This window comes from Leptothrix ochracea (genome assembly GCF_041083635.1).
GTDB lineage: Bacteria > Pseudomonadota > Gammaproteobacteria > Burkholderiales > Burkholderiaceae_C > Sphaerotilus > Sphaerotilus ochraceus.
This window is the reverse complement of record NZ_JBFPHB010000007.1, coordinates 256,805-280,858: the sequence shown is the minus strand read 5'-3', so window position 1 is coordinate 280,858 and position 24,054 is coordinate 256,805. Positions and strand designations below refer to the sequence as shown.

Annotated in this window: 28 protein-coding genes; 13 read left to right on the top strand and 15 right to left on the bottom strand. The window is 61.2% G+C overall.

Going from position 1 to position 24,054, the window contains the following annotated elements; all coding sequences use genetic code 11:
• The first annotated feature begins 88 nt into the window (after positions 1 to 88).
• Positions 89 to 727, top strand: coding sequence for a hypothetical protein (locus tag AB3X39_RS04215; protein WP_369416098.1), 639 nt, complete (start codon positions 89 to 91; stop codon positions 725 to 727).
• A gap of 12 nt (positions 728 to 739) precedes the next feature.
• Here AB3X39_RS04215 and AB3X39_RS04210 read toward each other — a convergent pair whose 3' ends face one another.
• From AB3X39_RS04210 to AB3X39_RS04185, 6 genes are all read right to left on the bottom strand, one after another.
• Complete coding sequence (locus AB3X39_RS04210; protein WP_369416097.1) at positions 740 to 2,278, bottom strand: malonate--CoA ligase; 1,539 nt, start codon at positions 2,276 to 2,278, stop codon at positions 740 to 742.
• 20 nt (positions 2,279 to 2,298) lie between these two features.
• Entirely contained in the window at positions 2,299 to 3,087 is a 789-nt protein-coding gene (locus tag AB3X39_RS04205; RefSeq protein ID WP_369416096.1) for an enoyl-CoA hydratase/isomerase family protein, read from the bottom strand.
• A complete protein-coding gene (locus tag AB3X39_RS04200) occupies positions 3,084 to 3,983 on the bottom strand; it encodes a formylglycine-generating enzyme family protein (protein WP_369416095.1) in 900 nt (299 codons plus the stop codon). Before AB3X39_RS04200 ends, AB3X39_RS04205 begins: the two co-directional genes overlap by 4 nt.
• Before the next feature lie 123 nt (positions 3,984 to 4,106).
• Complete coding sequence (locus tag AB3X39_RS04195; RefSeq protein ID WP_369416094.1) at positions 4,107 to 6,143, bottom strand: putative bifunctional diguanylate cyclase/phosphodiesterase; 2,037 nt, start codon at positions 6,141 to 6,143, stop codon at positions 4,107 to 4,109.
• A gap of 16 nt (positions 6,144 to 6,159) precedes the next feature.
• Positions 6,160 to 7,023: a phosphate/phosphite/phosphonate ABC transporter substrate-binding protein gene (locus AB3X39_RS04190; protein WP_369416093.1), complete on the bottom strand. Its 864-nt coding sequence runs from the start codon at positions 7,021 to 7,023 to the stop codon at positions 6,160 to 6,162.
• Positions 7,024 to 7,062: 39 nt separating this feature from the next.
• Positions 7,063 to 7,686 (bottom strand): malonic semialdehyde reductase, encoded by a 624-nt coding sequence (locus AB3X39_RS04185; protein WP_369416092.1) that lies wholly within the window; start codon positions 7,684 to 7,686, stop codon positions 7,063 to 7,065.
• A 33-nt stretch (positions 7,687 to 7,719) separates the two neighbouring features.
• Between AB3X39_RS04185 and AB3X39_RS04180 the strand changes: the two genes are divergently transcribed.
• Complete coding sequence (locus tag AB3X39_RS04180; protein WP_369416091.1) at positions 7,720 to 8,151, top strand: DUF1841 family protein; 432 nt, start codon at positions 7,720 to 7,722, stop codon at positions 8,149 to 8,151.
• Here AB3X39_RS04180 and AB3X39_RS04175 read toward each other — a convergent pair.
• Entirely contained in the window at positions 8,115 to 9,140 is a 1,026-nt protein-coding gene (locus AB3X39_RS04175; RefSeq protein WP_369416090.1) for a PA2778 family cysteine peptidase, read from the bottom strand. The two genes, AB3X39_RS04180 and AB3X39_RS04175, sit on opposite strands and share 37 nt — an antisense overlap.
• Positions 9,137 to 9,547, bottom strand: coding sequence for a PA2779 family protein (locus AB3X39_RS04170; protein ID WP_369416089.1), 411 nt, complete (start codon positions 9,545 to 9,547; stop codon positions 9,137 to 9,139). The genes AB3X39_RS04175 and AB3X39_RS04170 overlap by 4 nt, the downstream gene beginning before the upstream one ends.
• A 71-nt stretch (positions 9,548 to 9,618) precedes the next feature.
• Between AB3X39_RS04170 and miaA the strand changes: the two genes are divergently transcribed.
• Both miaA and AB3X39_RS04160 read left to right on the top strand, forming a co-directional pair.
• Positions 9,619 to 10,599 (top strand): tRNA (adenosine(37)-N6)-dimethylallyltransferase MiaA, encoded by a 981-nt coding sequence (gene miaA / locus AB3X39_RS04165; RefSeq protein WP_369416088.1) that lies wholly within the window; start codon positions 9,619 to 9,621, stop codon positions 10,597 to 10,599.
• A gap of 50 nt (positions 10,600 to 10,649) precedes the next feature.
• Complete coding sequence (locus tag AB3X39_RS04160; RefSeq protein ID WP_369416087.1) at positions 10,650 to 11,411, top strand: oxygen-binding di-iron domain-containing protein; 762 nt, start codon at positions 10,650 to 10,652, stop codon at positions 11,409 to 11,411.
• Positions 11,412 to 11,464: 53 nt separating this feature from the next.
• Here AB3X39_RS04160 and sbcB read toward each other — a convergent pair whose 3' ends face one another.
• A complete protein-coding gene (gene sbcB / locus AB3X39_RS04155) occupies positions 11,465 to 12,985 on the bottom strand; it encodes an exodeoxyribonuclease I (RefSeq protein WP_369416086.1) in 1,521 nt (506 codons plus the stop codon).
• Between the two features lie 5 nt (positions 12,986 to 12,990).
• Positions 12,991 to 13,491 (bottom strand): rhodanese-like domain-containing protein, encoded by a 501-nt coding sequence (locus AB3X39_RS04150; protein WP_369416085.1) that lies wholly within the window; start codon positions 13,489 to 13,491, stop codon positions 12,991 to 12,993.
• A gap of 108 nt (positions 13,492 to 13,599) precedes the next feature.
• Here AB3X39_RS04150 and AB3X39_RS04145 point away from each other — a divergent pair, with 108 nt between their 5' ends.
• The 4 genes from AB3X39_RS04145 to AB3X39_RS04130 are packed head-to-tail and all read left to right on the top strand — an operon-like array spanning position 13,600 to position 15,887.
• The gene (locus tag AB3X39_RS04145; protein WP_369416084.1) at positions 13,600 to 14,349 is read left to right on the top strand and encodes a glycosyltransferase family 2 protein; all 750 of its coding nucleotides are present in this window, start codon (positions 13,600 to 13,602) and stop codon (positions 14,347 to 14,349) included.
• Position 14,350: 1 nt separating this feature from the next.
• Complete coding sequence (locus tag AB3X39_RS04140; protein ID WP_369416083.1) at positions 14,351 to 14,863, top strand: hypothetical protein; 513 nt, start codon at positions 14,351 to 14,353, stop codon at positions 14,861 to 14,863.
• Positions 14,864 to 14,906: 43 nt separating this feature from the next.
• Positions 14,907 to 15,452 (top strand): DUF4256 domain-containing protein, encoded by a 546-nt coding sequence (locus AB3X39_RS04135; RefSeq protein WP_369416082.1) that lies wholly within the window; start codon positions 14,907 to 14,909, stop codon positions 15,450 to 15,452.
• A gap of 27 nt (positions 15,453 to 15,479) precedes the next feature.
• Positions 15,480 to 15,887, top strand: a complete 408-nt coding sequence (locus AB3X39_RS04130) for a hypothetical protein (RefSeq protein WP_369416081.1) — start codon at positions 15,480 to 15,482, stop codon at positions 15,885 to 15,887.
• A gap of 43 nt (positions 15,888 to 15,930) precedes the next feature.
• Here AB3X39_RS04130 and AB3X39_RS04125 read toward each other — a convergent pair whose 3' ends face one another.
• Complete coding sequence (locus AB3X39_RS04125; protein WP_369416080.1) at positions 15,931 to 16,932, bottom strand: carbohydrate kinase family protein; 1,002 nt, start codon at positions 16,930 to 16,932, stop codon at positions 15,931 to 15,933.
• A 160-nt stretch (positions 16,933 to 17,092) separates the two neighbouring features.
• Here AB3X39_RS04125 and AB3X39_RS04120 point away from each other — a divergent pair, with 160 nt between their 5' ends.
• From AB3X39_RS04120 to AB3X39_RS04100, 5 genes are read left to right on the top strand one after another with little or no spacing between them, the layout of a single operon-like run.
• A complete protein-coding gene (locus tag AB3X39_RS04120; RefSeq protein ID WP_407069303.1) occupies positions 17,093 to 18,091 on the top strand; it encodes a sugar ABC transporter substrate-binding protein in 999 nt (332 codons plus the stop codon).
• A gap of 18 nt (positions 18,092 to 18,109) precedes the next feature.
• A complete protein-coding gene (locus AB3X39_RS04115) occupies positions 18,110 to 19,069 on the top strand; it encodes an ABC transporter permease (protein WP_369416079.1) in 960 nt (319 codons plus the stop codon).
• The gene (locus AB3X39_RS04110; RefSeq protein ID WP_369416077.1) at positions 19,069 to 19,860 is read left to right on the top strand and encodes an ATP-binding cassette domain-containing protein; all 792 of its coding nucleotides are present in this window, start codon (positions 19,069 to 19,071) and stop codon (positions 19,858 to 19,860) included. The genes AB3X39_RS04115 and AB3X39_RS04110 overlap by 1 nt, the downstream gene beginning before the upstream one ends.
• 32 nt (positions 19,861 to 19,892) lie before the next feature.
• Entirely contained in the window at positions 19,893 to 20,363 is a 471-nt protein-coding gene (locus AB3X39_RS04105) for an RbsD/FucU family protein (RefSeq protein WP_369416076.1), read from the top strand.
• Positions 20,360 to 21,616 carry an ROK family transcriptional regulator gene (locus AB3X39_RS04100; protein ID WP_369416075.1) on the top strand — a complete coding sequence of 419 codons (1,257 nt, stop codon included), beginning with the start codon at positions 20,360 to 20,362 and terminating at the stop codon, positions 21,614 to 21,616. The genes AB3X39_RS04105 and AB3X39_RS04100 overlap by 4 nt, the downstream gene beginning before the upstream one ends.
• Here the strand turns inward: AB3X39_RS04100 and AB3X39_RS04095 are convergent.
• The 4 genes from AB3X39_RS04095 to AB3X39_RS04080 form a co-directional block, all read right to left on the bottom strand.
• Entirely contained in the window at positions 21,588 to 22,481 is an 894-nt protein-coding gene (locus tag AB3X39_RS04095) for a hypothetical protein (protein WP_369416074.1), read from the bottom strand. The two genes, AB3X39_RS04100 and AB3X39_RS04095, sit on opposite strands and share 29 nt — an antisense overlap.
• Before the next feature lie 118 nt (positions 22,482 to 22,599).
• On the bottom strand, positions 22,600 to 23,103 hold the full coding sequence (locus AB3X39_RS04090) for a hypothetical protein (protein WP_369416073.1): 504 nt from the start codon (positions 23,101 to 23,103) through the stop codon (positions 22,600 to 22,602).
• Between the two features lie 3 nt (positions 23,104 to 23,106).
• Entirely contained in the window at positions 23,107 to 23,430 is a 324-nt protein-coding gene (locus AB3X39_RS04085) for a hypothetical protein (protein ID WP_369416072.1), read from the bottom strand.
• Positions 23,431 to 23,435: 5 nt separating this feature from the next.
• Entirely contained in the window at positions 23,436 to 24,029 is a 594-nt protein-coding gene (locus AB3X39_RS04080; RefSeq protein WP_369416071.1) for an alpha/beta fold hydrolase, read from the bottom strand.
• Positions 24,030 to 24,054 lie beyond the last annotated feature (25 nt).

The window sequence follows — 24,054 nt, the reverse complement described above, 5'->3', positions numbered from 1 at the left end:
AGGTGCGCAGCTTACGCTTTTGTGTCAGCGTCCATCTCGGCGCTTTCACACTTGTGTGACAGCGCCGAGCCCGCTACGCTCGCACCCCATGAATAACCTTTTCTCGCTCCGCTGGTGGTTTGGTGGGTGGATGCTCCTCGTGTTGAGCCTCCAAGTCGCTCAGGCTCAAGTTCAACCCCTCATCTCGCCCGCTCGGGCGCAGTACATCGAAGCCCACGAGCATGGCTGGGTCGAGGTGGCGGTTCAAATTCCCGCCAACATGATCGAAAGCAAAGCATCCACACCGTGCATGCTGGAAGCCAATTTGGACGGCGAGCCTTACTTGTCGGAAACGCTGTACCCATCACCCGCCGCATCAGGAAGCATTCGCACCGGTTTCGTTTTGAATACGCCCGCTGGACAGCACACCTTGAACCTGAGCTACGCCAAATGCAACAAGGACAAAAGCAGCACCAGCTTTGCCTTTTTGCTGCCGGATCGCCATCGTCTGCAATTGCTTTTCACGGGGCAAGCCCTGACCTTGGCCCAAGCACCTGTGCGTGAAACCGGCTCCTTGGCTGGGGTGCAAAGCACCATCAACGACGTGCTGGGTCGTCAGGGTGAACAAGAGCAAGCCATCGACCGCAAGCTGTCCACCCTGTTCGATACCTTCTTGATGGGGGTTGCCGTCATTGCCATGCTGCTCGGGCTGGTCTTCTTACGGCTGCTCAAAAAGAAAAAAGACTGACGATACTGACGATCAAAGCGATCCGGGCATCGTGGCAAAGACCCCTGCGAGTTGCTCTCGCAGCAGTTTCTTTTGCACCTTGCCCATCGCATTGCGCGGCAGTTCATCTTGAATCACCACATGCTTGGGCACTTTGTAGCTGGCGATCTGATCCCGCAACGCTTCTTGCAGCATCCAAGGCTCCAAGTGATGGCCTGACTTGAGAACCACCACCGCCACCACGCCCTCACCCCAATCGGGGTGCATGACGCCGACCACCGCCGACTCGAACACCCCGGTTTGCGCATTCAAGTGTGCTTCGACTTCGGCTGGATAGACGTTGTAGCCCCCCGTGATGATCATGTCGGAGCTCCGACCGACAAGCGTCAGATAGCCTTTGTCATTCAGAAAACCCACATCGCCGGTACGAAACCAAGGATGCGTCACCCGCGCCGGATCTTGGACAAACGCCTCGTTGGTTTTCTCGGGCATGGCCCAATATCCCTTGAAGATATTCGGACCGCGCACCTGCACATGCCCCGCAATGACCCGTATATCCACACCCGGTAGCGCCTTACCCACGGTGCCCCCCATGCGTTCACCGTCCTCGGGTCGGCAGGGGTTGGAGGTCAACATCAACGTTTCGCTCATGCCATAGCGCTCCAAGAGGGTGTGCCCGGTGCGTTCTTGCCAAGCCTTGAAGGTGTCGAGCCGCAACGGCGCCGAGCCGGAAATAAAGAGCCGCATGCCAGCGCACAGCTCACGGTTCAGGCTAGGTTCTTGCAACAAGCGGGTGTAGAGCGTGGGCACGCCCATGAACACTGTGGCGCGCGGTAAGCGTGCCAGCACCGCTTGTGGATCGAATTTCGACAACCACAGCATGGTGCTGCCATTGAGCAACGCCCCGTGGATGGCGACAAACAAGCCGTGCACATGGAAGATCGGCAACGCGTGCAGCAGCACATCGCCCGGCTGCCAGTCCCAAGCCGTTTTGAGGGTCAGGGCGTTGGAGAGCAAATTGCCATGGCTGAGCATGGCACCCTTGCTGCGCCCGGTGGTGCCACTGGTGTAGATGATGGCAGCAAGGTCATCGGCACTGCGCTTCACCACATGATGCTCAGTGCTGCCATGCACCGAGGTGTCCAACAAGGTGCCGGTACCGTCGTCATTCAGGGTGAACACATGTTGCACCCCGGCTTTGTAAGCCAAGCGACTGATCCAGCTGTGATGTCGATTCGGGCACACCACCACCGCCGGCTCGGCGTTATCCAAGAAATAACTCAGCTCAGCGGGCTGATAGGCAACGTTGAGCGGCAGATAAACCATGCCCGCCCGCAACGTTGCCAAGTAAAGCATCAACGTCTCGACCGACTTGTCGGTATAGACCGCGATGCGTGAACCTCGTGGAATCTCTAGTGCGGCCAACAGATTGGCGATGGTGGCCGATCCTGTTTCAAGCTCCAGCCATGTGTATGACCGCAACCCCAGATCCGGTCCTTCGGCACGGATCGCGATGCGGTTCAAATCCTTGGGGAAAGCAGCTCGCAGCGCAGCGTAGAGATTCTGATTCACGACTTTCGCCTTCGTGTCGCTCAAGCCCCGGTGAACTGAGGCCGACGCTTTTCGAGGAAAGCAAGGATGCCTTCGCGGTGGTCAGGGCCCTCGGCGTAACTCGACAAAGCCCGGCGCTGCGCTTCACTGAACAGAATCTGTGGGGCCACGATGCGCAGCGTGCGTTTATTCAAGCGGGCTGCCAACGGCGCCCCCGCAGCGATGCGCTCAGCGGTGGCCTCCGCTTCGGTTGGCACCGCATCATCAGCCACCACCCGCTGCACCCAACCACGCTGCTGCGCGGTGGCCGCATCAAGCAGCCTTGCTTCCAGCAACATCTCCGCTGCCGAGGCCCAGCCCACCACCCGCACCAAACCCGCCAACTCATCGGGCGCCATGGGAAAGCCCAGTCGGGCAATGGGGGCACCAAAACGCACGCTCTGACCGGCGATCCGTAAATCGCACTGGCAAGCGATTTCTAAGCCCCCACCGACACAAACCCGCTCAATTTGTGCCACCAAGGGCACATCGCACTGGTAAAGCGCCGTCAAAGCAGGCGTCACCACGTCTTCGTGAAAATGGCGCAACCGTTCCGTGTCAAAGCGAAAAGCCGGGAACTCTTCGATGTCCCCCCCTGAAACGAAGGTGCCGCCTTCGCCACGCACAATCACGGCCCGCAATTGCGGCTCGCGCTCGGCCAAACCCTCGAACACAGCTCGCAGCTTTTGCCACATCGCCACGCTCACGGCGTTGAGCTTGCCCGTGTTCGCCAAGGTCAACATGGCGACACCGACCAAGCGTGGGTGGGGTTCGAAGCGAACCTCGGTCATGGCATGGCGCGCACGATGCGCATGCCAACAAAATTGCCACGGTTACTGGGCGCGATGGCCACGCGTGCCGCCGTGCGTGTCAAACGTGGTGACTCACCCCAGCTCCCACCCCGGAAGACCCGACGTTGGCAGACCGGATCGTCCCATGCATTCCCGTCGGTGGGCGCATTGATGTAGGTGTCATGCCAGCAATCTTGGGTCCATTCCCAAGCATTGCCATGAACATCAAACAGGCCAAAACCGTTGGGTTTTTTCTCACCCACCGCATGCGTATGCCCTTCACTGACCTTCGTGAACCAAGCAAAATCAGCCAAGCGGGCATCCTCAGAGCCAAAGCTGTAGCGCGTGGTGCTGCGCGCACGGGCAGCAAACTCCCACTCGGCTTCGCTGGGTAGGCGATAGGTTTTGCTGGTCTTCTGACTCAACCACTTCACATACGCTTGGGCATCGTTCCAGCTGACACACACCACGGGGTGGTGATCGTCTTGCTCAAAGCCCGGATTGCGCCAACTCGTTCCCGCACCTTTGTTGAGTTCACCGTTTTGCCAAAGCCAGCAACCATCACCGGTTTCTGCTTCGGTTTTGTAGCCCGCGTCATCGACAAAACGGGCGAACTCGCCCTTTTGCAACTCAAAGCGGCTCATGGCGATGTTCACGCTGATGCCCACATCGTGCTGGGGCACTTCATTGGGTTTGCGGCCTGCTTCGCTGTCCGGGGCGCCCATCAAAAAATGCCCCTTGGGAAGCACCACCATTTCCGGGCAATCGGTGCAATCTTTCATCACTGAACCAGCACCATAGACGGCTTGCGCCGAAGCGCCGGCAGCGCACAGGCTCAGCAACAGCCCGGCAAACCAGCCGGCAACACGAGCAGGTTCGAATGGCGATTTATTCAAGGCATGACTCCTGTAGAGGAAAGAAAAACGACCTCACGCAAGGTCCTCCGAACATCGTAACCAACGGGCCACGGCAACAGGTCACAGGTTACCGCGAACTTTTGTGAGCGATGAGCCATTGGTTCACACCGACTCGACTGGACATGAAACAGGCCGTAAAAGGTAGGCGTCCTCTTGGGCTCGCCGGGCCACGGTGCTCATGAACTGTGCCAGCGGTGCCGGCCGATCAAACCAATACCCCTGCACCAACGAAACGCCCAGACTTGGAATCAAGCGAGCGGAGACTTCATCTTCGACAAATTCAGCCACCGTCTCCCCCGCGCTTAATTGCACCGCCTCAGCAATCGCACGCACGATGATGCGGTTCTCAGCGTGCTGATCGATATCTTGCACAAACTGCCCATCGATCTTGACCAAATCGGCCTGCAATTGCTTCAAGTAGGCAAACGAGGCGTAACCGGAACCAAAATCATCCAGCGCAATCTTGCAACCCAGCGCCCTCAAATCAGCCACAAACAAGCGTGCTTCCGTCAAGTCACCCAGCGCCGATGTTTCGGTGATTTCGATGACGATGCGATGGGGTGAAACCTCAAAACTGCGCAAAATCTCGGCGGCGAACGCGGCAAAACCACCCGCTTTGATGGTGCTGGCAGACACATTGACGGCCACACACAAGGTAGGCTGATGCACCAACAAACCCACCACGCTACGAAAGACCCATCGATCAATTTCGCGAATGATGCCGCTGCGCTCGGCGTGGGCAATGAATTGAATCGGCGTGAAGATCAGATCGGGATTGTTTTCATCCCGGAGCCGCAACAAAGCCTCAGCGTGCGATAGCGAACCATCTTGGGTACGCCAAATACCTTGGAAACGTAGCTCAAACAAATTGAGCTCCAACGCTCGATAAAGACGCTGGTTCCAATCCAACTTGGCCAACCCCTCTTCGTGAGTCGCCGGCTGATAAAGCCGCGCCGCGTTGCGTCCCGCCGCTTTGGCACGGTACATGGCCGTATCGGCAGCCGAGGCCAAATCACTTGCGTTGTGACCATGCATCGGCGCCACAGCCACCCCGACACTGCCCGTCAAGCGCAAAGACGTTCCCCCCAAGGTCAGGGTGGTTTGACGCAGCGCTTGGAGCACTTGCTCCGCCAACATCAGGGCCGCTTGTTCGTTTTCGATCCAAGCGATGAAGCCGAACTCATCGCCCCCCAGTCGGGCAAACAAGGCCTCTTTAGGGACTTGTTGACGCAGAGCTGAAGCGACGCAAATCAACATCGCATCACCCGCAGCATGTCCGAGGTTGTCGTTGAGTTCTTTGAACTCATCGAGATCCAGATACATCAGCGCCAACCATTGACTGGGATGCGCAGCGGTCTGCTGGAGGCGTCGATCCAGTTCAACTTCAAAGGCCCGACGGTTGAAAAGACCCGTGAGAGGATCGCGCTCAGCGAGTTGGCGCTGAGCGTTTTCAGCTTGGCGAATGGCCTCGAATTGCTGTTGCAAATCACCCGCCATGCGATTGAAATCAGCCGCCAAGGCCCCCACTTCATCACGGGTCAGCACATGGGCCCGAACGCTCAGATCTCCGCCAGCGAGCGCCCTGGTGGTGTGAGCCAATTGCTCTAAGCCCCCGGTCAGCCGTGCCGCCCAGCCTTTGAACACCCAAAAGGCCAAGGCAATGGCGACGGGCACGCATGCCAGCACCACCCAAAAAAGGGCCATCAACAAGGTGCGTGCCGGTCCCGCCACAAAATGCAAACTCACTTCGCCAAAACGCAGCCCGTTTTCTTGCAAAACGATGGTCTGCGTGGACGCCAGCAAGTCATCCACACCTTCTGGTGTGCGGACCTGCGCCAAGACTTTGCCATCGGGAGAGCGGATCGTGACCTCTTGGATCCCATCGCGGCTGACGAGGGTCCGCGCGACTTCTTCGACGGAAGCGTAATCGCGTTCAATCATCGGTCCGGTAAACGCTGCGGCCAACAAGGGCCGCATCGCCACCCCCTGAAAACGTGCGGACTCGGCAGAAGTCCACCACACCAAGATACCCGTCACCAAAGCCATGAATGACAGCGCCAGCACGGTCGATGCGCCTGCAAGAAAGACCAGCTTGAGCCGAAACGGCAAGCGGTCAAACCAAGCCACAACAAAACGCATAGGTCTTGTCATTCGTTCACTCAGCGACCGATAACTGGCTGTAGAACTCAGCCACCACTGGGTCCAAACTACTCAGCTCAGCGGCCGTTGCAGGCACCAAGCCCTCATGCCCAAGCGCTTCAATGAAAGCGTGACCCGCCGGTGTTTTATTGGCAAAGTTCAAAAGCGCTTGGGCCAAGGCTGGTGCCTTGGCCGTCAACGTGGGAGCCACGTGGTACACCACGGCCGACAACGCTGGCGGAAAAGTCAACAGCACATGCACACGCTGAGCCATCTCCGGGGCCACCTGCTTCAAGGTCGTGCGCGACACAATGGCTGCGGCAGCCTCGCCCGCCAACATGCGATTGAGTGAGTTGGCATGCGAGCCTGAAACCACCAGCTTGAACTCTTGACCGGGCACCAAGCCTTGATCACGCAGATAACGCAGGCCGATCACCGACAGGGCCGCGAGCCGATCCGTCACACAAACGGCCCGGCCCGAGAGCTCCGAAAGTTTGGTCACACCGCCTTGAGCCGGCACCACAAGGACGGGCTCCAGTTGCGCTTTGGTTCGCACCACGGGCACATGGCTCAGATCGCGCTGGGCGATGCGCGACAAAAACAGCGAATCAGCGACCACGTCGTAGTCCCCGGCACGCAAGCGCTGCAAATGCGCCCCGTAACTGGGCGCACTGACAATCTCCACCGGCTGACCCAAAGCACTTTCCAACGTGGGCAATACCGGCGAGTACAACGCCACCAATCGCCGTGCCGGCAGGTAGGGCACCACACCAAATTGGATGCGCTCCCGCACGCGCCCCAACGTGGGCAGACCCCATGCGCCCAGTCCTGCTGCCAAACCAGTACCGAGCCAAGCTCGGCGAGACAGAGGGTGTGTCATGGGCGTCGTCCTGATCAAAAGTGTGGCGAAATTCAACAATCAAACAAAGGCACCAACATCCTCAAAGGCCAAACGGGGGCCACGCGGATGCAAGGCAGCGGGATCACCGTAGCCCAGATTGCACACCACCAAGGTACGCACCGGCCGATCGCCCCAGAACGCAGCGTCCACAGCGGCAGCATCAAAACCGCCCATGGGGCCGCAATCCAAACCCAGTGAGCGTGCGGCGATGATGAAGTAACCGATCTGTAAACCAGCGTTCAAACGGGCTTGAGCTTCGATGCGCTCAGCCGGCATGTTCGCCACCATCGAGCGAGCGTCGATGTAGGGGAACAGCTTGGGCAACTGCTCAAAGTAGTGCAGGTCCATCCCAAGAAGGGCGACCGCCGGGGCCGCAGCGGTTTTGGCCCGGTTGCCCTCCATCATCAGGGGCAACAATTGCGCCCGTTTTTCCGCAGACACCACAAATTGAAGGCGCAACGGGCAGCCGTTGAGGGCGGTGGGACCGAACTTAGCCAATTCATAGATCGCTTGAAGCTGTTCGTTCGACACCGGACGGGGGAGCCAAACGTTGTGGGTCCGCGCTTCGGTCAACAACTGCGCCGTGGTCAGCGTTTGGGTAGAAGAAGCAGCAGTAGAAGCAGCAACAGAAACAGAGCTCATGGACATCAATGCAGATAAAGGGAGAATTGTCGGATGTTTACACCAAGTCAGAACGACGTTCGTACCTTCTTTTGCACCGCATGGCGCAAACATGTTGAAGGCACACCACGCGATGCCATGGAAACCCTGGCCGCAGGCTGGATCGCCGAGCATCCCGAGTACCACGCCATCTTTCTTGATCTAGAGACCGCGCTCGCCACGGTCTATCACGTCGAGGAGGGTCAGACCAATCCGTTTCTGCACATCGCCATGCATCTGTCGATCAGCGAACAGTGCTCCATCGACCAACCGCGTGGCATTCGCGCAGCGGTCGAGCGCTTGGCAGCAAAGCGCGACAGCCTGCACACCGCGCATCACGAGGTCATGGACTGCTTGGGCGAGATGATCTGGGCCTCGCAGCGCGCCGGGCTGCCCCCCGATCCGCACGCTTACCTCGACAAAGTGCTGCGCCGCGCTTCGTCCTGAGCGATCTCGTCCAGCGTGGCCTGCACGGCGGCCACCTGTTCAGGCCCGACCGATTTGGCTTGGGCTCGCGCCAACGCCTTTAAAGCGGCTTGCCGAGCAGCAACGGTGTCGCCCAACACCCGGCGCGCTTCGGCCAGATTGTTCCAAGCTGCCACGCTGTCATGGCGCTGAGCCGTACGCTCAAACACCTCGGCCGCCCGCGCCGCATCACCTGCCGCCAGATGGGCGTTGCCCAAGCCGATGGCCGCGATCAGGCTCTCGGGCCAGCGCTGGGCCAGCGCGGACCATGCTGGCAACACGTCCACAGCCGACCGCAGGCGCGCAAAGGCCAAGGTCGCGGCCGTGGCCTCGTCTTCAGACACATCCGGCGGCAAATCGCCCGGCGGTGCGACCCGAAAGGCCCAATGCTGACTGCGCGCCCAAGTGTGCTCAAAAGTGACCCAGCCCATGCGCTGCTGCGGCTCCAAGCCGCTACGCAGGATCACCTCCCGCGTTAGGCGGTCGTAGCCCACCACCACGGCGTAATGCCAACGCGGCTCCATCGCCAGCCCGAGGTTGAGCAGCACCAGCACCGGCCGACCATCGGCCACGCTACGCAATACCGCGCCCATCTCGGGCGGCAGACGCAGCGCCAGCGCTCCGGCTTGACGCGCAGCCGCCAGCATCTCAACTTGGAAGCTGCCGGCACGGGCTGGTACAAAAACCGCCGCATCAATGGCCTGACGCGCCTCGGCGGACAGGGCATGCCTCCGAGCCGCTTCGAGCACCGTGATCAGGGCCGCTGAGCCGCAGTGGTTACGTTCCTGCGGCAGAAACGGCACCTCGGCCAAGCTCAGCTCCCGTTGATCAGCCAGACCCTGCGGCCAAGCCGTTTGCAACGCAGTGCCTTGGGGGGTGAGCCCGGCACAGCCCGTCAAACTCACGAACATCACCCAAAGGGTGGCCAAGACGAACGGCCGCCCCCAAGGCAAGATCAAGCGCTGAATCAACGAATGGCGCGGGTGAAGGGGAAGACCTTGGTGAAGCCGAGGATGTCGGTCACCAGCAAGAGCACGAACAGGAACACGATCGTGCCAAGGATGTCGCCGCCAGCGGGGGCGCTGTCGATGCGGTTGGCCAGATCCAGCGCCTCAGCGTCGGTCAGCGCCAGCACCCGGGCCTTGGCTTGGTCCAGATCGACACCACGTTGGGCCAAAGCTTGGGCCACATCGTCGCGCTCCAGCGCCGCCAAGGCGCGGGTATGGGCAGCGGTTGGGGTCGCCGCTGCGCTCACTTGGGCCACGGCTTCGGCGCTGATCACCGTCGCTTGGGCGCTTTGCATCACGCCCATGCCAGAAACACAGACTGCCAACATCATCACCAACGCCCGCGAACGGGTACCAAGGGTCGTTTTCATCAAGGAAGCTCCTGAAAATAAGAAACAATCAACGCAGGACCGGCACTTTAACGCCGCCATGCCCCCTCGTCATGCCTCTTGCTTCCTCTCACACCCTGCCCTGCATCATCCTGACCGGGCCGACCGCCAGCGGCAAAACAGCGGCCGCTTTGGCCATCGCCCGTGATTTCGCATCAAAAGATCGGCCTGTGGAGCTGATCAGCGTGGACTCGGCGCTGGTCTATCGCGGCATGGATATTGGCACCGCCAAACCCAGCCATGCCGAACAAGCCGAAGTACCGCATCACCTGATCGACATTCGTGATCCGCTGGCTAGCTATTCAGCCGCTGACTTTGCGAGCGACGCCGCCAGCCTGATCACCGCCATCCACGCCCGAGGCGCACTGCCCGTGTTGGTCGGCGGCACCATGCTCTACCTCAAAGCGCTGTTGGAAGGCATCGACCCCCTGCCCGCAGCCGACTCGGCCGTTCGAGCCGACCTTGATCAACGCGCCGCTATCTTGGGCTGGCCAGCGATGCACGCTGAGTTGGCACGCATCGACCCGATCACCGCAGCTCGCCTTGCGCCCCATGACGCCCAACGCATCCAGCGGGCCTTGGAGGTCTGGCAGATCAGCGGCCAGCCCTTGTCGTTCTTTCATCGCCGCCCCCAAGAGGCCGCTCCGGTGCACGACCCCAAGGTGTTGTGGTTGTCGTTGGAGCCCGAAAACCGCGCTTGGCTACACGCCCGGGTGCAACAGCGTTTCGAGGTCATGCGCGAGGCCGGTTTGATCGACGAAGTGCGGTCTTTGCGCGCCCGGGGCGACTTGCATGTGGCGCTGCCTTCGATGCGCTGCGTGGGCTATCGCCAGACGTGGGCACTGCTTGATGGCGAAATCAGCCCCACCCAGTGGCAAGAGCAAGTTGTTGCTTCCACGCGTCAGTTGGCCAAACGACAACTGACGTGGTTGCGCAGTACGCCCCAGCGACACATCATCGCGGCGGACGGTGCCGATCCCGTTCAAGCCGTTCTTGATCAAGTCCAAGTTTGGACAGAACGTCAAGCCTGTTAGAGTGCCCGCCTTGCGCCTTGCAGCGGCGAAGACCAAGGGAAATCTCACCCATGCCGATCGAGCTCTATAACAAAGATGGCTTTAAACGCCTGATGTTCTGTGACCTCAACTTGGAAGGCACAGAAGCGGTTCAAAGCAACCAGTTCCTCATCGTCAATGGGGACACAGGCGCCATCATCGACCCCGGCGGCAACTTGGCCTACAACTCACTGCTGCTCGGGGTGACGCACCATTTCGCGCCATCTAGGCTGTCAGCCATCATCGCTTCACACGCGGATCCGGACATCATTGCCTCGCTGGACCGCTGGATGACCACCACCTCGGCGCCAGTGTTCATCGCCAAAGTCTGGGAACGTTTCATCCCGCATTTCTGCAAGCCCGGCAAAACCGACGGCCGCATCATCGCCATCCCCGATCCCGGCATGCGCATTCCAGTGGGTGACGGCGAACTCTTTGCCCTGCCAGCGCACTTCATGCACTCAGAAGGCAACTTCCAGTTCTGGGACCCGGTGAGCCGCATCCTCTTTTCGGGTGATCTGGGCGTATCGATGGGCGGCAACCCGCGTGAGTACATCACGTCGCTGGCCCCGCACCTGCACCGCATTGAGCCCTTTCACCGCCGCTACATGGTGAGCAACAAGATCCTGCGGCTCTGGGTCAACATGGTCTACAAGCTGCCCATCCGCATGATCGTGCCCCAACATGGCTCGCCCATCGTGGGCCCTGCGGTGCGCGAATTCCTCGATTGGGCCAACAAGTTCAGTTGTGGCATTGATCTGATGAGCGAGCGCGACTACGTCATGCCCGTCTGAGGCGGCTGATGCGTCTGAAGCGTCTGAGCCGTTTAAGAGGCATCGGGCGCGTATCAGGGCGCGATGAACTCGGCCCATTCGTAAAGCGCGGCCAGCACGTTTTGCTGCTGCTCCAGCGCCGCTTCGCTCAAGCGCCCTTCCTCCTCGGCCAACATCAGGCTTTCCCCCAAAGCGTCGATGCGCTCTTGGAAGGCCGCCAGCGTCAAACGCCCTTCTTCCGCACCAACGCCTTCAAGCAGCCAAGCCGCGCAGTGCTGCTGCCAGCGGGCTTGCTCGGCTTCACCCAAGCTGTCCGGGAAGTTGCGCGCCCGAAAGCGAAACAGCAGTTCTTCCAAACGGGGATCGTCGAAGTCGATGTCACGCCCTTCACGCACCCGCTCGGCCATGGCCTCAGGCCCCAAGCGGCGCCAGCGCTCCAGCCGCGCCCGGTCTTCGCGGCCCAGAAAGCCGCCGTAGAGATCTTCGTCCACATCGACCGGCGCAGCCTGCACCGCCTCGGGTCGGGCAAAGACCTCCGGCCACAAGCCCATGAGCTTTGGCGCGTGCTCGGTGGCCCAAGCGCTGTGGCGCTCAATCGCCGCCCAATCCACGCCCCAACGCTCGGCCTGCGTGGCCGACAAGGTGCCCAAAGCACTGATCACCACGGGTGACTTGTTGATGTGGATCGTTTTGATCGCCAACCGCGTCTGGCCCTCAGGCAGGTCCTCGGTCTTGGTGTAGAGCCGCAAGCGGATCTGCTCGGCGCTCAGACCCAGCAGTTCGCTCGGGTCAGCGGCCAAGTCCCAAACAATCACTTCGTTTTTGTGGATCGGATGCGGTGCCAGCGGCCAGACCACCGCGATGCAGCCGCGCTCGGCACCGTACATGCCTGAAATGTGCAAAAACGGCTTGCCCTGCGCTTGGGCCTTGTGCATCTCGGCCACCACCGCGTCTTTGCTGCGCAGCTTCCAACAAAAATCAAATAGCTTGGGCTGCTTTTGGCGAATCAGCCGCGCCAAGGCCAAGGTGGCATGCACGTCAGAGAGCGCGTCGTGCGCCGCCGTGTGCAGCAAGCCGTTGGCGGCGCTGAGGTGTTCGAGCTTGAAGGACGGCCGACCGTCTTCGTGCTTGGGCCACGTGATGCCCTCCGGGCGCAAGGCGTAGGCGCAGCGCACCACATCGACCAGATCCCAGCGCCCACAGCCGTTTTGCCATTCCCGGGCGTAAGGGTCGATCAGATTGCGCCAGAACAGGTGCCGGGTCACCTCGTCGTCAAAGCGGATCGAGTTGTAGCCCAAGCCAACGGTGCCAGGCTCGGCCAGTTCATCGACGATGGCCTGCGCAAAGGCTTGTTCATTCACACCTTGGGTCAAGCATTGCTGCGGCGTGATACCGGTCAGCAAGCACGACTCCGGGTCTGGCAGTCGGTCACGCGGCGGCTGGCAATAAAGCATCAGCGGCGCACCGATGACGTTCAGTTCGGCATCGGTGCGCAAGCCCGCAAACTGCGCCGGCCCGTCGCGCCGGGGGTTGATGCCGAAGGTTTCGTAGTCGTGCCAGAAAAACGTGGTCGGGGCGGTCAGGTGAGTCGTCATGCCGTTCATGCCTTGGCCGCTGGGCGGCGTTGTTCGGGCCGCAGCGTGGCGGAAGCCAGCAAGCGCTCAGCGGTATCCGCATCCACGGTGTCTCCCGCCTCGTTCACCAACGGCTGATCGAAATCATTCCAGCCGCGCACGCCGGTTTTGAGCGAAAACACCTGCGTAAAGCCCATGCGCTGCATCACGTCAGCCGCAAACACCGAGCGATTGCCTGAGCGGCAAATCACCACGATCTCGCGTTCGCGGCCCGCCGCCAAGGCCGGCACGGTGTCGGCGTAATCCCAATCGCACGCTTGTTCAAGCACCCCACGCGGCACCGAGATGGCGCCTGGCATGTGCACAGCTGCAAATTCAGCCGGTTCGCGCACGTCAAGCAAGATCACCGCCGCTTGACGCTCAAGCCGATCGCGCACGTCCCAAGGCATCAGTTCGCGCACGCGCTCCAAGGCGTCTTTGATCAGATCGTTGTGCCCCAAGGCGGGCCGAAACGGCGGGTTGAGCATGATGGCAATGTCTCCGGTCGAAAACGGTGGGTTCTTTGGGCGATTATCGACGGGACGGATAATCGCCTGCTCCGCCACCCTTGTCTGTCCCCGACCCCACCCGCGCCCATGAAGCTCTCTGCCACCATCATCACCCTCAACGAAGAACGCAACATCGAACGCTGCCTGCGCTCGCTCCAAGGGGTGGTGGACGAGGTCGTGGTGGTTGATTCTGGCTCGACCGACACCACCCTCGCCCTCTGCGCCCGCTACGGTGCGCGGGTGATTGCCCAGCCGTGGTTGGGCTATTCGGCGCAGAAGAACTTGGCCAACGCCCAAGCCGAACACGACTGGATCCTGAGCCTCGACGCCGACGAAGCCTTGGACGAGCCGCTGCGCCAAGCCGTCTTGGCCTGGAAAGCCCGCCCCACGCCCACCCCGGCGCGCATCAACCGCATGACCAACTACTGCGGCCACTTTGTGCGCCACGGCGGCTGGTACCCCGACCACAAGGTGCGCCTTTTTGACCGCCGCCAAGCGCGCTGGGAAGGTCTGATTCACGAAGACCTGATCGGCGTGGACCGCCGCAGCGCCGAGCTGTTGCCGGGTCACTGCCTGCACTACTCGTACTACACGCTCGACGAACACCGCGCCCAAACCCAACGCTTCACCACCCTCTCGGCCCAAGAACTGCACGCACGCGGCAAAAAAGCCAGCCTCACCAAACGCTTCCTCAGCCCCGCCGCCCGCTTCCTCTCCGACTACCTTTTCCGCCTCGGCTTCCTCGACGGCCCCGCCGGCTGGCACATCGCCCGCATCTCCGCCCACGCCACGTATCTGAAGTACGACAAGCTGCATAAGCTGACCCAACAGCGCTGAGATGCCCCGCCTGTTGTTCATCCTTTTTCTCCTTCTCCTCGTCGCCTGCTCGACGACGCAGCAGTCGAGGTTGGGGAGTGCGGCGGTGACGCCGTTGAGTGATTTGAATATCGTGGGCGATGCGATTCCGGTGGTATTGAAAGCGGCGATGGAAGAGCCGATTTATGGGGTGCCGCAGGCGCGGGGCTGTGCGGAGATCAAGGCGCAGATTGCGGCGTTGAATGCGGTGTTGCCGCCGGATGTGGATGCGCCGCCACCGGCGGAATCGTCGGCCTCAGCCGCGCATGGGAGTCTGGGGATGAGTTTGGTGGAGCGCGGCACGGCGGCCACAGGGGACGCAGCCATTGCAGCGGTGCAGCGCTCGGCCGAGGGCGTGCTGCCTTTTCGGACGTGGATTCGCAAACTCTCAGGCGCTGAGGCAGCGGCGAAAAAAGCAGCCGAGGCCGTGGCCGCAGGCACAGCGCGCAGAACGTTTCTCAAAGGCTTGAGTGCCGGGCAAAATTGCCAGCAGTAGCACCGTTCGCCCCGGAAAAATCCTCACCGAAAGCCCAAGCACCATGGACACCCCCCAGCATGCAGCGCTCATCCAAACCCTGAAAACCCGGTTTGAGAACCACTTGCATCGGCATGAAGGCCACGCGTGGACCATGGTGCTGGCGCGACTGGAAAACCGGCCGGAGAAGCTCACAGCGCTTCAAGCCATGGAGCAAACCGGGGGCGAGCCGGATGTGGTCGCTTTTGATCGGACCACGGGCGAATACATGTTCTATGACTGCGCTGAAGAAAGCCCCAAAGGCCGCCGCAGCGTTTGCTACGACCGCGCCGGGCTGGAGGCAAGAAAAGAACATGCGCCCGCAAACACCGCCATCGATATGGCCGCAGCCATGGGGATCGAGCTGCTGACGGAACCTCAATATCGACACCTGCAAAAGCTCGGCCCTTGTGACGCCAAAACATCGAGCTGGCTGCACACACCGCCTGAGATCAGAAAACTTGGGGGCGCGATTTTTGGTGATTTTCGCTACGGCCAAGTTTTCGTTTATCACAATGGCGCGCAGTCCTACTACAGCGCCCGAGGCTTTCGCGGCGCGCTGCGGGTGTAGAGCCACATCACCCCTTGGAGAACCCGCATGAACTTGCTTCGGTTTATCGCCCTTTCATGCTTGGCCTTGGCCTTGGCCGCCGGATGCGGCGGTGGTTCGTCATCGAACGCCCATGCCACGTATCAGCAAGCGGCAGCGGCCGCCAATGCCAAAGAAGCCGAAGCACGGGGATGGGCATCACCCACGCCCTGCACCACGGCTGCGCAGTGCGATGCCCTGTTTTTTGTACCGCCGTCGGGGGTCTGTTCATGCCCGTCTTATCTGGCTTACTCCTTGGCTGCACCCTCCGCCAGTGCTGCGAGCGCCGCAGCCACCGCGCAACAAACCCTCGCCCAGCAAGCCAGAGTTCTCGGTGGTTTGGTCAACACCTGCGCCTGCACCACAGCCCTGCCCACCCTCACTTGCACCGCATCAACCTGCGCGCTGGCCCCTTAAAACCTGCTTCACAAAGACACCGTTTAACGGTATCGGTCGTGCCTCAAACAAGCGAGGGAAACTCCCCGCGCCTTGGTAGATCAGGGCCACGGCGGGTGCAGGTGATGGCGGCGGCTTGGGCGGCGAAGCTGAGGAGGGTCTGACAGGTTTCGAGGCTGAGCTGGCCAAGGCCTTCTGGCGTCAAGAGGCCAAGTTCAGCCAAGGCAACCAGGGTGGCGGCTTGGAAGGTGTCCCCTGCGCCGACGGTATCCGCCACCGTGACGCTGGGCGAGCGCACCTCGCAGTGGCCCGCTGCGCACCAGGCTTGGGCGCCTTGGCCCCCCTGGGTCAGCACCACCAAGCGCACCCCGGCAGCCCGCCAAACCGCAGCTTGTTCGGCGGGCGAGGTGTTGGGGTAAAGCAGCGCGAAATCCTCGTCGCTGAGTTTGAGCAGATGGGTGCGGTAGCTCATCCAGCGCACCGTGGCGCGCCAGACCTCGATATCCGGTTCGACGTTCAGGCGGATGTTGGGGTCATAGGCGATCACGGTGCTCGTAAAGCGCTCTTGGACCAACTGGCGGATCGTCGTGCCGATGGGCTCGACCACGCAGGCATAAGAACCGAAGTGCAAGGCCGCCACCTTTTTGGGCAGGCGGGCCAGATCCTTGGCATGCAGTTGCCGATCGGCCCCACCGTGGCCGTAAAAGCGATAGCTGGGCACGCCGTGGGCGTCCAACCCGATCAGGCTCAGGGTGGTCGGTGCATCACAGGGCACCAAACCGCAAGGGTCGATGCCTTCGGCGCGGATGGCTTGATCGATACGCTCGCCCAGAAAGTCGCGCGAGATCGGCCCGAGAAAAATGGTCGGCCGCCCCAGTCGCGCCACACCCACGGCCACGTTCAAGGGTGAGCCCCCCACCACCGCATCCAGCGCCAGCCCCGCCGGGGTGATGCGTTCTTGAAAAACATCCAAGAGCGACTCGCCGCAGATCACCACGGGCAACGACATCGATAAAGGGTTGGGGTTCGGGTGCACTGTTGCTCCTGAAAGGACGGGGGTGGGCATGGGTTGATGCGGATGGTGGCATCACCTTGGTGCGAATGCACTAGGGAAAGCACTAAATCAATCTCATTGATTTATTAAATGAGAAGACTAGCATTCGGTCCGTGGCCTCACCACGCCGGCCTTCGCCCGGTCCCACCCCCTGCATCCTCACGGAGACACCATGAAGCACCTGAACCTCAGCCTCGCTGCCGCCACCCTCGCCTGCATGACCCTGATGGCGGGCCCGGCTCAGGCCGAAGACAAGATCGTCATTGGCCTGATCACCAAGACCGACACCAACCCCTTCTTCGTCAAGATGAAGGAAGGTGCGCAGGCGGAGGCCAAAAAGCTGGGGGCCAAGCTCATGACGGCGTCGGGCAAGAAGGACGGCGACACCGCTTCGCAAATCAACGCGATTGAAAACATGGTCACCGCCGGCGCCAAGACCCTCCTGATCACCTCCAGCGGCGACGCCATCATCCCAGCCGTCAAAAAGGCCCAAGCCAAGGGCGTGCAAGTCATCGCCTTGGACAGCCCCTTTGAAGGCGCCGACGCCCTCTTTGCCACCAACAACTACCAAGCTGGTGTGCTGATTGGTCAATACGCCAAGGCTTCGCTGGGCGGTAAACCGGCCAAGATCGCCATGCTGGACCTCTTCCCCGGCCACCCGGTGGGCGCGCAACGCCACAACGGTTTCATGTCTGGTTTCGGCCTGAAAGCCTTTGACGCCAAGTCGAACGAACTGTCCAGCACGCCTGAAACCGTGTGTGCGGCGGATACCGACGGCAACCAAGCCAAGGGCCAGACCGCGATGGAGAACTGCCTGCAAAAGGACGCGGCCATCAACGTGGTCTACACCATCAATGAACCCGCTGCGGCGGGCGCGTACAACGCCCTCAAGAAAGCCGGCAAGGAAAAAGGCGTGCTGATCGTCTCGGTGGACGGTGGCTGCGCTGGTATTGCGGACGTCGGCAAGGGCGTGATCGCTGCGACATCACAGCAATACCCGCTGAAGATGGCCTCGATGGGTGTGGCCGCTGGCGTGGACTACGCCAAAGGCGGCAAGAAAGCCAGCGGCTATGTCGATACCGGCGTGACCCTGATCGCTGGCAAAGCGGTCGCGGGCGTGGATAGCAAAGATGTGAAGACCGGCACCGATCTGTGCTGGGGCAAGAAGTAATCATCAAGGATGACCACCATGACCGCCTTCAAGGACAAGTTACCGCCACTGAGTCAGCTCGGGCCCTTCATCGCCTTGGCCATCGCCTGCGTGGTCTTCGGTCTGACGACCGATAACTTCTTCAGCGGCGCGAACTTCGCCCTGATCTTGCAACAGGTCATGGTGGTCGGCGTCATCGCCATCGGGCAAACGCTCATCATCCTCACGGCGGGTATCGACCTGTCGTGCGGCATGGTCATGGCGCTAGGGAGCATCGTCATGACCAAATTCGCCACCGAACTCGGCTTGCCTGTGCCGGTGGCGGTGTTTTGCGGTTTGACCGTCACGATGCTGTTTGGTTTGGTCAACGGCTTGCTGGTGACCCGCATCAAGTTGCCGCCCTTCATCGTCACGCTGGGCACCTTCAACATCGCTTTTGCCATCACCCAGCTCTATTCCGGCGCTCAGACGGTGACCGATGTGCCCGAGAGCATGACTTGGCTGGGCAACACCTTCTTGCTTGGCAGCACCCCGATCGCCTACGGCACGGTGCTGATGGTGTTGCTCTATCTGGGCACGTGGTACTGGCTGCGCGACACCGCCTCGGGCCGGCATGTCTACGCCGTGGGCAACAACCCCGAAGCCACCCGCTTGGTCGGTATCCCCACCGAGCGCGTGCTGCTGGGGGTCTACGTGCTTGCCGGGCTTTTCTACGGCTTGGCTTCACTGCTGACGGTGGCCCGCACCGGCGTGGGCGATCCGAACGGTGGTCAGACCGAAAACCTCGATGCCATCACTGCCGTGGTGTTGGGTGGCACCAGTCTGTTTGGTGGACGCGGTGTGGTGCTGGGCTCGCTGGCCGGAGCCATCGTGGTCGGTGTGTTGCGCAACGGCCTGACCTTGATGGGCGTGTCCTCGGTGTATCAGGTGCTCATCACCGGCATCTTGGTGATCGTGGCTGTGGCGGTGGATCAACTTTCACGCAAGGGAGGCCGCTGATGGCTTCGAACCGAATCGTCATGCAAGCCCAAGGCTTGGTGAAACGCTACGGCCAAGTCACCGCGCTGGACGGGGTTGACTTTGAGCTGCGCGCTGGTGAAATCCTGGCCGTGATCGGCGACAACGGCGCGGGCAAATCCAGCCTGATCAAGGCACTGTCGGGCGCCACCATTCCCGATGAAGGCCAGATCCGGCTCGACGGTGAGCCCGTGCATTTCAAAAGCCCGATCGATGCGCGGCGCAAAGGCATCGAAACGGTTTACCAAGATCTGGCCGTGGCGCCAGCCATGACCATCGCTGAAAACCTCTTTTTGGGTCGCGAACTACGCCGCCCCGGCTTGGCTGGCAGCCTGTTTCGGCGCCTCGACAAGCAACGCATGCTCGACATCAGCATCGAACGCATGAATGACTTGAAGGTCGGCATCCGCTCGATGAATCAAGCGGTCGAGACCTTATCGGGGGGGCAGCGCCAATGCGTGGCGGTCGCGCGTGCAGCCGCCTTTGCCGAGCACGTGGTGATTCTTGACGAGCCCACCGCTGCACTGGGGGTCAAGGAAGGCAACATGGTGCTGGAGCTGATTCGCCGGGTGCGTGACAAGGGCTTGGCGGTGATCCTGATCAGCCACAACATGCCGCACGTTTTTGAGATCGCCGACCGCATCCATGTGGCCCGCTTGGGTCGGCGTGCGGCGGTGCTGAATCCGAAAAGAATCAGCATGAGCGACACCGTGGCCGTGATGACCGGGGCCATGGCGCCTGAGCAGATTCCGGCCGACTGCCTCGCGCATTGACCCCCCACGCTGGCCACTTTGGAGACCAAGCCATGCTCAAAGGCATTGATTCGCTGCTGACCCCTGATCTGCTCAAGGTGCTGGCCGAGATGGGGCACGGTGACGAGATCGTCATCGCTGACGCCAACTTCACCGCAGCCAGCCTGCGTATGGGTGCGGACGGCCAGCGCAAACCACTGATCCACCTGCCCGGTGCGGGGGTGGCGCGCACCGTGCAGGCGGTCCTCAGTCTGCTGCCCTTGGATACGGCGGTGACTCAGCCTGTGGCGTATATGCACGTGTGCGGTCAGCCCGAGGGTTATCGCAGTCGCCAACAACGTGACGTGGTCGAGTGGTTGGTGCGTGAAGGTCATGCCAAGACCGAACAGTGCGAGGCCGTGGAGCGTTTCGCCTTTTATGATCGGGTCCGCCGTGCGTTTGCCATCGTCCTCACGGGTGAACTGCAACCCTACGGCAATGTCCTTCTCAAAAAGGGTGTCCTCGGCGAAACCCTCGATCCATGATGCATTCAGCAGTCCACCCTCTCCAGATCCGTCCCCGAGGCTCCAACCACGTAGGGATGCGCCAATACAACGAGCGCGTGGTGCTGCATGCCATTCGCCTGCACGGCGATTTGCCCAAGGCTGATCTGGCACGGCTGACGCACCTGAGCACCCAGACCGTTTCACTGATCGTCAATAAACTGCTCGATGATCAGCTGCTGATCAAGTGCGCGCCCTTGCGGGGTCGCATCGGCCAGCCTTCGGTGCCGATTGCGCTCAACCCAGACGGCGCTTTTGCCATCGGCATCAAGATTGGCCGACGCAGCATGGACGTGCTGCTGATCGATTTCACCGGCAACGTGCGCCAACGCTTCGAGCGCAGCTATGCCTTCCCCGATCCACGGGTGCTTTTTGACGATCTACAAGCGATGGTCAGCGAGGTGGTCGCCTTCATGCAGCACATCCATGCCGACGCGGCGGATCGTCTCACCGGCGTCGGCGTGGCCGCACCGCTATCGCTGGGCGGCTGGCAAGCGCTGCTGGACGTGCCCGCAGAACAAGCCCAAGCTTGGAACGAGATGGATCTGTACAGCCGCATCCAGGCCTTGCCAGCGGTGCGCACCCTTGACCTGCCGGTGCATCTGCTCAAAGACACCGCTGCGGCCTGCACCGCCGAACTGGTCGCCGGCCGGGGTCACAGGCTGAAGAGTTTTCTCTACCTTTTCGTCGATACCTTCATCGGCGGTGGCTTGGTCATCGATAGCCACGTTCACAGCGGCACCAGCGGCAACGCGGGCGCGGTGGGTTCGATGCCGCTGCATGCGGCACAACCGACCGGTCCGGCCCCCGCGCAGGTCCTGAGTCAGGCATCCCTGCTGAATTTGCAACGCCTATTTTCAGCTGCGGGCTTGGTGGTCGAAGCGGCGCTGGACGAGCGCGCCTTGCAAGCTCCTTGGCTGGCGTTGACCGAGCGCTGGCTGGGCGAAGCCGCTCAGGCCATCGCGCTGAGCATCGCCAACGCGGCTTGTCTGCTCGACCTAGAGCATGTGATCTTGGACGGTGTTTTCAACCGCGCCTTGCTGGCTGAATTGATCGCTCACACCCAAAAGGCCTTGGATGCGCACAGCTGGGAGGGCGTGACCCGCCCCACCCTGCACGCTGGCACCATCGGCAGCGATGCTCGGGCGCTGGGCGGCGCGCTTTTACCCTTGCACGCCGCTTTCGCCCCAGACCCGGAAGTTTTTCTTAAAACCGGGCGCCCACTGCGAAGATGATTTCTTTGTAGTCGAACGTCTGCGAGGCTTTGTCGTTTTGCGCACTGGTCCAGACATCCGGCAGATCGACATAGCCCATCTTGGCCGTGGTGCGCACAAAGAAGCGCTTCAAGAAGTCGGCTTCAAAACCTGCACCGATGTGGGCGCTGTAGCCGGCCAGGTGGAATTGGTCGTTACGCGGCCGACCCATCACCCCCAACTCGACATTGCTCTTCGGCACCACAATACCGCCGCCGACCAAGCCGAACACGCGAGCATGTTGGGTCGCGCCCAACCAGTTCACCGGCTTTTGCTTTTCCCACTCGACCGAGAGCACATTCAAGCCATCGGTGTGCTCATAGGTCAGAAAGTTGGTGGTCAGCACTTGATTGCCCGACTGCGCCACGCCGTTGATCGCGCCCGAGATGCCCACCAGTTGATCGGTGGCCATCACGTATTTCATGTGGTCCAGATTGATCGCGATGGCGGTGTTATCCGCGTACTGATAGGCCAAACGCACGTTGGTCTGCGGAATCGTGATGCGCAGCGGATTGAGGTAGGTCTGAAAGATATTGGCCAAGGTCAGCTCTGCCTGACGGTCGTTGGCTTGAACATTGGCCAGCGTGAAGTCGTGACCTGCGCCTTGGAAATGAATATCGCTGCTGGAATACTGTTCGCGGTTCCAGCCCCATGAAAATGACCACTTGCGCACGTCTGGCGTCGGCGTCGTGACGGTCGGCTTTTCAGTCGGGGCGGCGGTCTGCTGCTGAGCCACGCGAGCGGCCGGCAAGGTCGTCGGCGTCGATTGAGCCCAACAAGCGGGAACGGCCAACAAAAGAGAGGCCAGCAGAGACGAGACGCCAACAGCGGTATAAGAAGTCTTCATGGATGGACGAAGTATTTTTAAAAGAAACGACCGCAGGCTTTTCCATGTCGGATGCTGCGCGGCCACGTAGCTTACAGGCATCACCCCGGTTGAGCCTGTTCCAGATCAATCGGTGTCTTCAACGGTCGATGATCTGCTCCATGCGCTTAGCACGCAGCACCGGATCTTCACCCAAGGGCAACTTATCCCCTTCGGGTGACGGACCCCCTCCGGGCGAGGCGGTCTCCGTGCCGGGGGGGCTCACCTTCTTGGCTTGCTCGACCAGCTTGCGCTGATCCTTGAGCACCGTGACCGTGCCACTCAAACTGAGTTCCTGCATGCCAGCAGGGCAGGCATCGTCGGTATAGATGACGGTCGAACCTTGACGGCATTTGCGCAGGCCCCCTTTGGCGGTGGCGGCGGTGGCGGCGGTGGCGGCGGTAGCGGCGATACGCCCCGGCGCCGCTCCAGGCTGCACGGCTTGAGGACGCTCAGCAGCCTCATCTCGCCAAGTGCGCTCCTCACTCACCACGGGGGGTGGCGGATGAATCCAGCGCTGAATCAGCGGGGCATCGTGGTAATGCCACGCAAAACTGGCGATCAGGCCCAACAACAAGGTCCAGAAAAGGGTTTTGGCAATCACGATTCAACTCCGTTTGCAGTGTTCTTGCCGTTCTAGCCAATACGCCACATTGCCCAGCACCATGATGCTGCCAGAGATCACCGCTGAGGCCGCAGCCACAATCCCCGTCGCGGCCAACAAGGCGGCGCAATCCTCGCCATGGCAGTGCTGCATACCTTCGAGCATCACGGGCTCAAGCTCAAACTGCTTCGAAGTGACGTGGCAATCCGCGTCGTAGTACGGCTTGGAACTCGGGACCATCACACAAGCTTCGAGCAGCCCCAACATCAGAACGATGAACCCGATACGGGTGCTTGCACAACGTGGCCAACAGACAAACAGGTTCATGGGATTCATAAGCACAGGAAGGCATGCACTTCGGCGTTAAAGGCTTCGGGGCACTCCATAGGACTGAGGTGTCCCGCCTGCGCCAGAACGACAAGCCGGGCGTGCGGTATCTGCGCGTGCATGTGTTGGGCGATGGACATCTCTGGCGTCCAACGGGCCGCCATGGCCTGCGGCGGTAACGATGCATCCGCTTCACAGCGGACCAAGCGCAAGCGACACGTCTCAGCCGGCAGTGACCCCCGCCAACCGGCGTAGGTGTCGGCCAAGATCAGCCCTCGCACACGCTGCGCATAGAGCTGGCAAAACACTTGCGCCAACACCCCACCCCAAGACAGCCCCAGAAAATGCGCCCGCTCAACCCCGATGCGATCCAGAAAAGCCGCAAGGGCATGACTCCAATCGACCAAAGTGAACGGCGCGGGGGGATCCTCAGACCCACCCGCGCCGGGAGCATCCCAAGCCACCACCCGGCGATTCTGCGATAGGCCAGTTAGCTGGGGCCGCCAGCACCGCGCATCGCAGAGAAAGCCGTGCAACAGCACGAGCACCTCATCACCCTGCCCCGCCTCGCGATACGTGACCTTGAGGTTGTGAGGCACCAGCTAACTCGGCAGGGATGCAAGA